The sequence below is a fragment of the Nostoc sp. MS1 genome, from assembly GCF_019976755.1.
Taxonomy (GTDB): Bacteria; Cyanobacteriota; Cyanobacteriia; order Cyanobacteriales; family Nostocaceae; genus Trichormus.
In genome coordinates this window covers 2,648,156-2,661,738 of sequence record NZ_AP023441.1, presented here as the reverse complement: position 1 = coordinate 2,661,738, position 13,583 = coordinate 2,648,156, and the positions used below count along the sequence as shown (strand labels likewise).

Here is a 13,583-nt window from a genome sequence, read left to right as displayed (position 1 = left end):
GGTTCTTCCATATACCGTGAAAAGTCAGATGCCATTTTGGTATAGTCTGGATTTATGGCAGTGTAACAGTATAAGATTTACTTGATACTGATATTTTGCACCACTCTCTTATTGACAAAATAAAAGTCCCAAAAGCTTGTTATTTAGTAGTAGGTTGGACAGTGCAGCGCCACCTGCTGATTGAGAAGGTGCAAGATATGGAATAAGTAGTCTTCTATGCTTGCTTTAAATCTGAAATAAAACAATATGGATGCACATCTAACTCCAGACGAAATTAACTCACTACGCAAATCACTCAAAGAATATCAACCAGCTAACAAAGCCATTGATACTCTAGAAAATCACAACGGTAATCTCGAAACCTCCTTTGAAGAACTGTGGATAGAGAAAAACGGAACCTCGACTATGGGAGTAAAAGAAATCTGGCAAACTACATTAGAAGTGTTGCGGGAAGAACTTTGCGGAGATGAAGGTTTTCGTGCGCGTTTGAGCGATTATACCAAAAGTCCAGAAAACGCTGTGTTACTTACAGCAGCGATTACATCCCTCATGGCTTTAACCGCAATTCCACTCGATCCATCTATTGCTACTATTATTGTTCTCTACATCTTCAAAATCGGTTTGAATGTCTATTGTCAATATACCGATGAAGGTGATAAGGGAACTTTACCACCAGGAGAATAACTTCGTTAAGCAGCGCGATCGCACTTTACAATCAAGCACGGGCGATCGCATCTCCACAAACCCAAATGCGCTCAATTACTCCCCACTCTTGATTATTGCCTTCTTCAATTCCTCCACCGTTGTCCCGAATATCTTCGCTACCTCATTCAATAAATCTTCATCCTGGGTAGTTTGATAAAAACGGGCAACATTACGCAGCGAAATACCCAAATCATGCTCGTCATTAAACTCAGTTGTAATTATCAAATCTTGTAAGTAATTGGCTTTTGCTTCCTCTAACTCTCCTAATGCTTCTGCTACTTTCCCAAGCTGATAGTAAGTGCTAGCACAAGAATAGCGATCGCCAAATTCGATTTTGATTTCCAGGGCTTGTTGATAATAATCCCTTGCCTGGTCGTATTCTTGCAAATCTTCGGCAACCCTTCCCAACTGGTGGTAAGTCCTAGCACAAGAATAGCGATCGCTAAATTCGATAAATATTTCCAGAGCTTGTTGATGATAATCCCTTGCCTGGTCGTATTGGCGCAAGTCTTCGGCAACCCTTCCCAACTGGTGGTAAGTCCTAGCACACCCATAGAGATCGCCAAATTCGATTTTGATTTCCAGAGCTTGTTGATAATAATCCCTTGCCTGGTCGTATTCGCGCAAGTCTTCGGCAACCCTTCCCAACTGGTGGTAAGTGCCAGCACAAGAATAGCGATCGCTAAATTCGATAAATATTTCCAGGGCTTGTTGATAATAATCCCTTGCCTGGTCGTATTCCCGCAATTCTTGGGCAACGATTCCCAATTGTCCGTAAGTGCCAGCACACTCATAGCGATCGCCAAATTCGATTTTGATTTCCAGGGCTTGTTGATAATAATCCCTTGCCTGGTCGTATTCTCGCAATTCTTCGGCAACCCTTCCCAACTGGTGGTAAGTGCTAGCACAAGAGTAGTGATCGCCAAATTCGATTTTGATTTCCAGGGCTTGTTGATAATAATCCCTGGCTTGGTCGTATTCGCGCAACTGTTGGGCAACACTTCCCAACTGGTGGTAAGTCCTAGCACAAGAGTAGCGATCGCCAAATTCGATGTTGATTTCCAGGGCTTGTTGATAATAATCCCTGGCTTGGTCGTATTCGCGCAACTGTTGGGCAACCATTCCCAACTGGTGGTAAGTGCTAGCACAAGAGTAGCGATTGCCAAATTCGATTTTGATTTCCAGGGCTTGTTGATAATAATCCCTGGCCTGGTCGTATTCTCGCAATTGTTGGGCAATATATCCTAACTGGTGGTAGGTGCTAGCTAAGGAAGACTTGACTTGTGTTAGTTCTACACCTTGGAGTTGTTGAGATAATTCTATAACCCGCAAATAAGATTCTTTTGCTTGGGGATAATTTTGTGTTTTCAAATAACCCATAGCAAGGCGATCAAGTGCCATCAGAATTTCCCAACCCGTCCTACCTGTTCTAATTTCTGGTGGATAAGCAGCTTGTGCCTTACAGACAAATCCCGACAGTTTCAAACTACTTGGAATATCATTAATTAACTCTAAATACTTATCCAAGCAAACGAAAATATCAATAGGTTCTTGTTTCTCTAAACAAATTTCTAAAGCTTTATATAAATTTTCATATTCTAGCCGACAGAATAAAATTCCGAACCGCCTTTCTTCCGGTTCTTTCGATTCCATCAAGTGATTGTAGGAACGAGCTAAACCGATATAGTGGTTTTTAAAACCCTCCTGCAAGGCTTCGCGGGTAGCTGCATCGATTTCTGCTAATTTTGCTTTCAGAAAGAAAGGAAAAACTGGTTGAATTTGTAGTAATTTTTCTTCTCCTCTCCTCGCAGAGGAGTTAGAGGAGATATCAGAAAGCAAACCCCAATTGATCGCTTCTTGAATTGCCTCATCAAATCCATCAAAATCATAAGCTTGAAACGGCTCTAACTTCTTTAATTCCTTGGCATAATTAGGAATATCGCCTCTATCAATAAACCCGCTAAAAGGAGCCAAACACAATAATAACTTCTGAGCCTCCGGTGATAAATTACTATGGGAATATTCCACACATTTGAGTATACTCTGGGTTTTGTCTTCGCTTCCCGTATCTAAATTAATATCTGCTGCTGCTAACTTTGCCAAAATTTCCTGGGATGACAGATTTTTTAAATTTGCCAATACCACTTCCATCGCTAACGGATACCCCGCTAACACCTTCATCAATTTCTGAAAATACTCATCTCCCCGAATCTTGACTATCTTCTTTTCATCCCCCACATTCCGTTCTAAAATCTTATTGGATAACTCAGTTCTCGCTTCCGCATCCAATCCTCGCAACTGATAAACATTCTGTTTAAAAGCATCTTTTAACCAAATTTCATCACTGCGAGAACCTAAAATTACCCGCGTTTCTCCCTCTACCAACCTTGTTAAAAAGTCACGCAATTGCTGTTGCTCATCTGGCGGTAAAGTATTTTGAATCGCTAAAGCTTGTCCCGTCACCGACTCCAAATTATCCAATATCAAAACATAAGATTCCGACCGCAATTTCACCAGTAATTGCTGCTTCTGTGCAGTTAAACTCATTGCTTGAAAATTCGCAAACTCAAACTTTTTATATACCCGCTTGCCAATGTCAAACAAAATCTGCGTCAGCGTCCAAGCCTTTTCATCATAACCAAAATAAAATATGTCTGGTGCAAAGTTCGTTGTCTGCCACCAACTACGCAAATAATTTAACAGGGTAGTTTTTCCCGTACCTCCCATTCCCTGCAACAGCAAAATATTATGACGGAATAAAGCCTTTTCAATCTTCAAAATCTCCAAATCACGCCCAATAAATCCATATTCTGGCGGCGTATATTGATATAAATTACCTAAACTTTCATAATATTTTTCTGCTTCCTCTGCTGTGAATCGCCGCAAATTCAAATTCACCTGTTGGTTACTATAAACTACAGGTAAAAGCCAATCTTCCAAATCAATACTGATATTAAAATAAGCTTTCCGCGTCTTATTATTAAATAGCTCTCTTCTTCCCAACCGGATCGCTTCGGTTATCTCCTTTCCCCCAAACAAGTTTTGATAAACCTGTTCCATCATCAACCGCGCCGCCGAAACCGTCACCGAATACCCCATTGCAACTACCATTTGCATTCCCGCAGTCATCAACCGACTAGCCAAACTCGTCTCCCTACTTTCTGTAGACTGAGCGTAGTCGTAGTCTACTTCCTTGAGTGTAGTCGTGTCTCGACTTTCTGTAGACTGAGCGTAGTCGTAGTCTGCTTCCCCGTTTCCTCGTACCTGTTTCCCCGACTGACACGCATTGAGAATACAAACAGGAATTCCCTTCCCCGTCAACAAATTCGCTAATTCCCCCGCCTCTATGGGATCGGCTTTTCCCTTACTTTCCCCATCCAAAAACAAAAATGCCTTTACCCCAGCATAGGGTTGAATATCTTCCCGTCCCCACCTAGCTTGATAGGTATATCGGTTACGTTTCACCCCTTTCTGAATATCTGCGTATGCCATCAACGCCCCGTGACAGTCAAAATGGATGATATGGTAATATCCTGCACCCTTTGCCTCTAAATGGCGTTCTAAACTTTCATAAGTACCCGGACGCAATAAGTCTATATTTACAGGCAAGTGGCTATTTTCAATCACCTCAATCAACGGACGAGCAATGGTACGATAACCCACATCATGCTCCTCATCCGGTCGAGCAATTACCACCAACAAGTTAATTATCGGTGATTCTGCCATATTCGCCGCCACTGATGCCGCTTTATCAAGGCGTTTGCGTATCATTACGCAATCCACAGCCAAAGGTCGCGGCAAATCCTGATCCCGCATAGCTTCCCAGTGCAGCGCGTGAAATTCGGGACTATTACCAACTATCTCAATTTTTACCTGCTTCAGATTTCCCCGCAGTTGGCGATAATGGCTGTAAGCATCAATATCAGCCTTAAAAACCTGGTTAAATAAACTTTCCCCATAACTAGCAACGCTCATTTTCGCCGCTTCTGCTTTCTTTCCGTTTAACATCGGGTAAGTCAGCCATTTCTCAAAATACCATTCCAGTTGTCTTTCTTCCTGGGGTGTAAACGGATCAGTAATATTGATTGGGTATTCCCCACCCTCAAAAATCAAACTTGCGGCAAAACCCTTTTCTGTTAGCTGTTTTTCCCGAATCGTGATTACTGCCATACACAACTTAGCTTAAGTAAATACCAGGATGTATTGAGATACTTAAGTATAATCTACAATTTCCGAAAATTTTTCGCCAAATTCCCCAAAAGAACCTCAAATCACTATAAATACCCACCCTACAGATACTAAGACTTTTTTAGAATCAAATGGATTACTATATAACTTCGGTGAAGTATACCGACATCAAAATAGAATCTTAAGATTTATGCTCCCATTCCTGAATATCTTTTTAATCCCGCACGCCACAATAAGCGATTCAAAATCCAAAATATTAATATCCATCCAAGTAGTGCTAAAAATCCTCGTCCAATATCAACAGGTATTCCTACTAATAAACTAACAGGAAAATCAATCAAGTATGGAAATGGGGTAAATAAAACGATCGCCTTTACTTCTGGCGGAAACACATCTAAAGGAGCAATCAACCCTGATAAAAACAAGTAAAACAAAAACCAGAAGTTTTCTAAAGCATTAGCCCTTTCCGTCCAAAAGGCGAACATAGCAAAGGTGTACTGAATTACAAAGCGCAAAACAAAAGCCAACGCTACAGCAATTGTAAATAAAAATAATTGGCTAAAACTCGGCATCCATAAAGCTTGAGGGTACAGAATAAAAAACAACCCTATGAGTAACAGTGCAAAAGGTACTCTCGCCACCCTTTCCGAAAGATGAGATGCTACATGATGCCATACCGGATCTAAAGGTTGTAATAATTTAGGGGATAACTTACCTTCTACAACTTCCCTTTCAAATTCCCAAATTACCCACACAACAGAAATTTGCCTGACAATAAAAACCGTCAAAAAGTAACGGGCAAAATCCACAGGAGATAATCCAAATTTTCCACCTTGTGCCGCCTTTATCCAAACCCCCATCAAGATAATTGGTAAAGAACCAGACAAAACCCATAAAACTAGTTCTGCTCGATACTCAAGCATATAGGCGTAGTAAACTGTCAGCAAAGTCAAAGCTTTTCTAATTACCCTTTTCATTCACTCCCTGCTATTAAAAATTACTTTTGATTCAACACTCAGCACTCTCTAAACCACTCCTGCCTGAAAAACTCGTCCTATTACTTCTTCTACAGGCGGCTCAGTTACAGTCAAATCTATAACTTCCAAATCAGTTAATATCTTAGATACTGTGCGTGTCAAAATCTCTTGTTGCACCATAAAACATACCGCTCGTCCTTCCAGAAGTTGCACATCACCGTACAATTGGAGTTTTTCTAAAGGTAAAGGGTGGGCTAACTCTACACGCACTTCTCGGTATGGTGCAAAACGTTCTAGTAGTCCATCTAAACTACCGTCATACATAAGTTTCCCTTGGTGAATCAACAATACCCTTTCACACAAAGCTGTGATATCAGCCATGTAATGACTAGTTAATAACACTGTCGCTTGATAACGTTGATTGTACTCACGTAAAAAATCGCGCACAGCGACTTGAGCGTTAACATCTAATCCTAAAGTTGGTTCATCTAAAAACAACACATGGGGACGGTGTAAGAGTGCGGCTAGAAGTTCCGCCTTCATTCGTTCACCTAAAGACAGTTTCCGTACTGGTTGGGTAAGCTTACTCTCCAAAGACAACATTTCTGTTAATTCCCCTATCCGGCGATGAAACTCCTTATCGGAGATATTGTAAACAGCCGCGTTAATTTTTAAAGAATCTAAGGCTGGTAAGTCCCAAAGAAGCTGCTGTTTCTGCCCCATTACCAAAGTGATTTTTTGTAAAAATGCTTCTTGGCGTAAAAAAGGCACATAACCAGCTACCTTAACCACACCACTAGTAGGATGAATTAATCCTGTCAGCATTTTTAGCGTGGTAGTTTTACCAGCACCATTCGGCCCCAGAAAGCCCACTACTTCCCCAGGAGCGATTTCAAAAGACACATCCTGAACAGCATGAATTGAACGATAGGTGCGGCGGAAAAAGTGGGTAATTGTTCCTGCAAGCCCAGGTTCCTTCACCGCCACAGGATAAGACTTACTGAGATTTTCAACAGAAATAATAGACATATTATCTTAAATATTAAAACCACAAATGAATATTTATCTATTTTCATCTGTAGCTCTTCTTAATTGACAGAAAATCCTGTAGAAAATATTGATTAACAAACTCATGGCATAGATTTAAATCCCTTCCTCAGTATTCTACTAGGAAATACTGTACCTGAAAGCATACCTATACTTAGCATATATTCCTCTACACTGACACACAATTTACGAGAGATATATTTTATTAAGCTGCCTGAACCTGATTCTAAAACCAAAAGGAAAAGATATATCCAAAAGAAAGTATATTTTTTTAATCTATATTTAATATTATTTAAACATTCAAATAAGTTTTGCGTTTTATCGATTATTTCCTGATTACTTTTAGGTACTGGATAATATAATTTAGAATTAGATTTTTCACCCTTAATAATAGGTATAAATATTATATCATTCTTCTTTATTGCATAAATTTCACTTTCGTTGATTGGGCTTATACATATTAAAAAATGCTCACTACAAGAAATTCCAGGTTTAGGTAATATACGAATACGTTCAGAAATAATTTTATCAACTTGTGTATCTTCTATTAAAATACCTTTCGGAAATGATTGATGTAAAATATCTATTAAGTTTTTGGGTATATTATCTATATCTATTAATGTATGGTCTTCATACAAAGTCATTTCTTTTATGTATAACTGAATTTCAATTTGAACCCTATTAATTATGAAATAATCAAATTTATCTATTTTTTCTAAAACTTTTTCCTTGAAATCATTATGTCTACTATTATTTTGCTTATTTTTATTTTGAAAACTCAAAGGTCTTCCTTCAATTTTGATTTCAATTGAAGGAATTTTTATAATATTGTCACAATTATCTAGATTAAAGATATTATCAAATAATAATTGATCTACTATTTGTTCATAACAGTAATTATCCTGTGGCTCTATGCTTGTGTTGTGTTCCATATTCACATCCCATTTTAGTAATACCAATTTAATTAAAGAATGCGACAAATGCGTAGGTTTGCTTGAACATAACCAAACCCAAATTATACAAGGGTTTGAGGTGTTGGATTTTGTGTCTCAACTTAACCTACATCTAATAATAGATACATACCTCAAATAGACTAGGAGGCAGCAGAAAATAATACTAAATGTTTTTGTAACCTCTTACTCCGCGTTCCTCCGCGCTAACCTCTGCGCTCCTCTGCGTTAAAAAAATCACTTTAAACGACCCGATCGCAATATACTAATAATCAACCACAATCCCAACAAACTCGCCGCCGCAAACAGTAAATTACTCAACAGCGACAACTGGCTTGTATGGGCGTTATTAGAAATAATCGCCGCCCCCATAATCATCGAACCCACCAAAATACTGAAAGATAGGCGGTTAGCTGCATCATCCATTGTCCGCCGCACCCCATCCAAACCGTGTAGGGTAAAGTTCCAGCGCAGGGTTTCCGATGTGACTCTATCTAGCAGCAGTTCGATTTGCCTGGGAGATTGTAAGGAGAGACTTTTTATATCTAAGGCTGTTCTCAGGAGCGATCGCACTGGATTATCGCCTAACAACTGCCGTCTAAACAAGTCGGTAATTAATGGTTGAATTTCTTCAAATAAATTTACCTCTGGATTAAACGTCTGGGCTACTCCTTCCAGATTTGCGATCGTTTTGGCATACAAACCCATATTGCTGGGTAAGCGAATTTTATTATTTCTGGCAACTTGCAAAATTTCATAAAAAATTTGGCTAAAATTCATCTCCGTCAAACTGACGTTGTAATACTTCCGCAGCATACGGTCATAATCACTTTCTAACCTTGATAAAATCACAGGTTGGGCGGAATCTGCCAGTTGTAGAGTTAATTGGGCGCATCTCCCCGCATCTAAATCTACGATCGCCAACAACATCTCTGTTAATATCTGCTGAGTCCGGGGATCTAGTCTGCCCACCATGCCACAATCTAACAGGGCAACACGACCATCATTGAGATAGAAAATATTTCCTGGATGGGGATCAGCATGGAAGAAGCCATCGACATATAACTGTTGAAAGAAAGCCCGGAATAGCAGTGTGGTAATCGCTTTGCGTACCTCTATCGGGTCTTTACCATTGTTATTGTTTAAGCTTGTTGACAGTATAGGTACACCATCTAACCATTCCATTACCAGCAATTTCTCTGTAGTCAAATGCCAGTAAATCTCAGCCACTACAAGCTGTGTTGGATCATACCAGCGACTACGAGATAAATTACGCCGCAACTGGTCTGTATGCGTAGCTTCGCGTGTAAAATCTAACTCCGCTTCTAAAGCTTTAGTAAATTCTTCCGCAGTGGATTTAATTTCATAATTCTGCCCAAATTCGGTACGTGCCACCAAATCAGCAATCCCTAGAATCAAAGCTGTATCTTGGGCAATTGTTACATCGATCCCTGGTCTTTGGAGCTTGATTGCTACCTCTCGACCATCTATTAATGTAGCGCGATGAATTTGCGCAATTGATCCCGCCGCCACTGGTACAGGATTAACTTTGCTGAAAGTCTCCTCTAGAGGGCGTTTGAGTTGTTGACGCAGGACTATTTCAATTTCTGTCCAAGGAACTGGGGGAACTTCGTCTTGTAAGGTAGAAAGTTCTTCAATATAAGCCCCACTCAGCAAATCTGGACGAGTGGACATCAATTGACCGAGTTTCACATAAACCGGCCCCAAATCTATCAAAATATTTTTTAAAACCGCCGGTGTAGGTAGTTGGGGTTCATCAGCTTTACCGCCTGTAAGCAACCGCCGCATATAATCCCAACCATTGCGGAGGAAGACTTCAAGAATTTCGCGTTGTCGGGGGACAGTTTGGGTGAGGAACATTGTTGGGGAGGGGGGAGTAGGGAGTGGAGGAGATGGGGAAGTGGGGGGAGATAGGGGAGTAGGGGGAGAAAAACTGTAAAGTATTCCACATCTCCCTTATCCCTTCCTTGATATTTTTACTAAAAACCCCGCATTTCCGCCTCTGCCAAGGGTTCTAACTTTTACTACTTATCTGTCAACTGTCAACTTTTAAAGCAGTTCGGTAAAGCGGGGATCGCTTTGGAGGGTTTTGAGGACTTGCTTGATTTCTTGGGTGCGTTCTTTGTTAACAATGAGAGTGACATTGCGATCGCGCACAATCACTAGATCCTCTAAACCAATAGTAACAATTACATCATCTGGATCAGAAGCGTAAAGAATTGCCCCGTGCGTATCCAGACCGACGTGAGTAGCTAGTTCTACATTAGGTATATCTGCTTTTTTTAACAAACGCTCAATAGCATTCCAATCGCCTAGATCATCCCAACCAAATTCTGCTGGCAAGACATATACTAGACTAGTCTTTTCCATGAGTGCGTAGTCTATACTTTTCTTAGGTAACTGGGGATAGACCTCAACACCCAGTTTTTCTAATGGTTCGATAATTTCAGGTGCATGGGTATGTAGTTCCTTGAGGACAACTCCCGCACGGAAGACAAACATACCGCTATTCCAGCTAAATCTTCCCGTAGATAAAAAAGTTTCTGCCGTTTCGCGGTTGGGCTTTTCAGTAAAGCGGTTGACATGATAGGCTGGCAAATCATTAAAGCTACCAATTTTTTGACCTTGTTCAATGTAGCCGTAGCCAGTTGATGGAAAAGCAGGCTTAATCCCTAAAGTGACAATCGCTTCTGTGCTTGCCGCTAACTGGGTTGCAGCATCTAAGGTGTTTTTAAATGCCTCTTGATCTGCTATCCAGTGATCAGCAGGAAAAAAGCCTATAATTGCGTCATCACCATAACGCTTTTGAATTTCCAAACTGGCCCAAGCAACAGCCGCAGCCGTGTCTCTACCTTGGGGTTCAATTAATAAATTTTGCGATGGTAATTCGGGTAGTTGTTGTTGCACCCCTAGTCCTAGCTGACTAGAGGTGATTACCCATAATTCAGTCCGTCCGCCGGCGAGCTTAACCAGCCTATCGGCGGTTGATTGCAATAAACTTCTAGAGCTACCATCAAGACTTAAAAATTGTTTCGGTCGGTCTTGGCGGCTGAGGGGCCAGAAACGTTCTCCCTTACCACCAGCCAGGATTACTGGGAACAATGGACTACTCATCTTGTCATACACACCAACGGTAGAACATTTTAAGTGTACAGTGCGGTCTGACACTGGCAAGATTGGTAGCTTGGATTAATATACTGCTAGGGAGTGGTTTGAGTGGGGAGATAATTGTGATTAAACAGGTTCAATGGTCGGAAAATCAGGTCACACCGCAACAAATACCGGATCTCAATTTAGAGGTGGGGCCAGGACAAATACAACTGGTAGAAAATCAGGGAATGCCTCAAAGCGCATCAACACAAGAGATAGAGACAGAATCTCAAAACCAGTCAGCTACCGTTTCTCGTAATGTTGTTGAGTCTGTCGGCATAATACCTCATGAACTATACGAGCGCTTGGGCTTAACCATGCCTCGTTGGCTATTGTGGATTTTGACAGTTGTTTTAGGAGTCATCCTATCTGGGCTGTTAGTATCCACCTTGGCGCTGTGGACTCCCTTGTGGAGTAATTTAGACCGTACCGACGAAGAATTGGGTGTAACTGGGAAAGATGAGCAGAAAATGCCATTGCCTGGGGAATTATGGAGCAAAATTTCCCAGTATCAGCTATCTAAACCGATGAATATTCTCATTATGGGAATTGAGCCGGTTAATGGTGCTGTGGATGGTTCACCAGAAAGTTTCGCTGGTAAAAGTGACACCATGTTAATGGCTAGGCTAGACCCCAGTGATAAAACTATGCGGGTGCTTTCCATTCCCAGAGATACAATGATTGCCATCCCCGAACAGGGCTTAACTAAGGTATCCGAAGCTAACGCTCAAGGCGGGCCAGTATTGGCTGCTAGGGTAGTCAGCCGTACCTTAAATAATGCTCGAATAGATCGCTATATTCGCATTTCCACCAGTGGTTTAAAGCAATTAGTTGATCAATTGGGTGGAGTAGAGATTTTTGTACCTAAAGCAATGGCTTATCAAGACCCTAAAAGTGGCTCTACGATTAGCTTAGTTGCAGGATGGCAAACTCTGAACGGTGAACAGGCAGAATTATTTGCTCGTTACCGCGAAGAAGGATTAGGGGATTTACCGAGAGTACAGCGACAACAAGCACTTGTAGCTGCATTGCTGCAAAGGCTGAATAGTCCTACAGTATTACCCAGATTGCCCCAATTAACCCGCCTGATGCGGAAATATTTTGATACAAATTTGAAAATAGAAGAAATGATGGCTTTGGTGAATTTTTCCGTTAATGTAGAACGGGATAAATTCCAAATGGCCATGCTACCTGGTACATTCAGTAAATTTAGTAAAGACCCTAATAACTATTGGCTGAATCTCACCGGACAGCAAAATCTATTAAACAATTATGTTGGCGTAGACGTGCCTGGACTCAAACAAGATTCTCGACCCGTTTCTCAACTAAAAATTGCTATTCAAAATGCTTCCAATCAACCTCAGCTAACTCAAAAAGTTATTGCTTACTTGCAACAGAAAGGCTTTAAAAATATTTACACTGTCCCAGATTGGCCAGATAGCCAACGCCAAACCCAAATTATAGTTCAAAAAGGCAACCGTACCGCAGGATTTGAATTACAAAAGGTTTTAGGAGTAGGCTTAGTGGAGACTAAATCTATTGGCGATTTAGGATCTGATCTGACAATTCGGATTGGGAAAGATTGGAAATAGTTACTTAGTCAATAGTCAATAGTCAATAGTCATTAGTCATTAGTGAGCCAGTCTTGTAGGTGGGTTTCTCGCCATAGGGAACTGGCGTTCGCCCTTGGCGTGCCGTTGGCGCAGCCTCTCGTAGAGAAGGCATACCCGTACGGGTCATTAGTTATTACTTAAGACTATTGACTTTTTCTTTTTCAGATATCTTGTGAAGTTATGAGAAAAAATTTAGTAGGGTGGGCAATGCTCACCCTACAATTACTGAGATTTTTTTAGAAATCAAATCGGATTCATTCCTATATGAGAAAAAATTTAGGACGATTATTTAGTTTAATTTTGGTTTTAATTTTGGCTTGTTTTTGGTTAATTATGACTCCAAGTCCGGCCTATGCACAAATCAATACAATTAACTACAGCAATATAAATCTAGATAATCGTGACTTCACTAATGCTGATTTAGTAGGAGTAACTTTTGTTGCCGCAGAAATGCGAGGTACAAACTTTCAAGGTGCGAATTTAACTAACGCTATTCTTACCAAGGGAGTTTTATTAAAGGCGAATTTGGAGGGAGCAAATTTAACAGGTGCTTTAGTTGACAGAGCAACTTTAGACAACGCTAACTTAAAAAATGCCATTTTCACAGAAGCAACTTTGACTCGTAGTCGCTTCTATGAAGCTGACATTACAGGAGCGGATTTTACAGACGCGATAATTGACCGCTATCAAGTTTCCTTGCTGTGCGAAAAGGCAGATGGGGTAAATCCTATTACAGGCGTTGCTACCCGTGAGAGTTTGGGCTGTAAATGATATCAGCAACATCACTGAGTAAAGCAATTATTAGCTCAAAATTAGAGGTTATTTATAAAGTAAATCTAAAAGTGAGGGAAAAGAAGTTACGTTGAGTAACAGGAAGCAGAGAAGTAAGGGAGAAAAACTAATAACTGTTGACTAATGACTAATGACCAATG

10 protein-coding genes are annotated in these 13,583 nt (G+C 40.6%); 3 read left to right on the top strand and 7 right to left on the bottom strand.

Annotated elements, in window-relative coordinates; all coding sequences use genetic code 11:
- Positions 1–246 precede the first annotated feature (246 nt).
- On the top strand, positions 247–684 hold the full coding sequence (locus NSMS1_RS11480) for a hypothetical protein (protein WP_224093256.1): 438 nt from the start codon (positions 247–249) through the stop codon (positions 682–684).
- Positions 685–759: 75 nt separating this feature from the next.
- Here the strand turns inward: NSMS1_RS11480 and NSMS1_RS11475 are convergent, their stop codons facing one another.
- From NSMS1_RS11475 to NSMS1_RS11450, 6 genes are all read right to left on the bottom strand, one after another.
- Positions 760–4,875 (bottom strand): tetratricopeptide repeat protein, encoded by a 4,116-nt coding sequence (locus NSMS1_RS11475; RefSeq protein WP_224093254.1) that lies wholly within the window; start codon positions 4,873–4,875, stop codon positions 760–762.
- 206 nt (positions 4,876–5,081) lie between these two features.
- On the bottom strand, positions 5,082–5,870 hold the full coding sequence (locus NSMS1_RS11470; protein ID WP_224093252.1) for an ABC transporter permease: 789 nt from the start codon (positions 5,868–5,870) through the stop codon (positions 5,082–5,084).
- 48 nt (positions 5,871–5,918) lie between these two features.
- Positions 5,919–6,899 carry an ATP-binding cassette domain-containing protein gene (locus tag NSMS1_RS11465; protein ID WP_224093250.1) on the bottom strand — a complete coding sequence of 327 codons (981 nt, stop codon included), beginning with the start codon at positions 6,897–6,899 and terminating at the stop codon, positions 5,919–5,921.
- A 101-nt stretch (positions 6,900–7,000) separates the two neighbouring features.
- Entirely contained in the window at positions 7,001–7,849 is an 849-nt protein-coding gene (locus NSMS1_RS11460; protein ID WP_224093249.1) for a hypothetical protein, read from the bottom strand.
- A 255-nt stretch (positions 7,850–8,104) separates the two neighbouring features.
- Positions 8,105–9,748 (bottom strand): ABC1 kinase family protein, encoded by a 1,644-nt coding sequence (locus NSMS1_RS11455; RefSeq protein WP_224093247.1) that lies wholly within the window; start codon positions 9,746–9,748, stop codon positions 8,105–8,107.
- A gap of 189 nt (positions 9,749–9,937) precedes the next feature.
- Positions 9,938–11,002: a mannose-1-phosphate guanylyltransferase gene (locus tag NSMS1_RS11450; RefSeq protein ID WP_224095205.1), complete on the bottom strand. Its 1,065-nt coding sequence runs from the start codon at positions 11,000–11,002 to the stop codon at positions 9,938–9,940.
- 116 nt (positions 11,003–11,118) lie between these two features.
- On the opposite strand from NSMS1_RS11450, the gene NSMS1_RS11445 reads away from it, so the two are divergent.
- Positions 11,119–12,630 carry an LCP family protein gene (locus tag NSMS1_RS11445; protein ID WP_224093245.1) on the top strand — a complete coding sequence of 504 codons (1,512 nt, stop codon included), beginning with the start codon at positions 11,119–11,121 and terminating at the stop codon, positions 12,628–12,630.
- A 22-nt stretch (positions 12,631–12,652) separates the two neighbouring features.
- Here NSMS1_RS11445 and NSMS1_RS35060 read toward each other — a convergent pair whose 3' ends face one another.
- Positions 12,653–12,778 (bottom strand): hypothetical protein, encoded by a 126-nt coding sequence (locus NSMS1_RS35060; RefSeq protein ID WP_263432572.1) that lies wholly within the window; start codon positions 12,776–12,778, stop codon positions 12,653–12,655.
- 137 nt (positions 12,779–12,915) lie between these two features.
- Between NSMS1_RS35060 and NSMS1_RS11440 the strand changes: the two genes are divergently transcribed.
- On the top strand, positions 12,916–13,422 hold the full coding sequence (locus tag NSMS1_RS11440) for a pentapeptide repeat-containing protein (protein WP_224093244.1): 507 nt from the start codon (positions 12,916–12,918) through the stop codon (positions 13,420–13,422).
- The last annotated feature ends 161 nt before the right edge of the window (positions 13,423–13,583 follow it).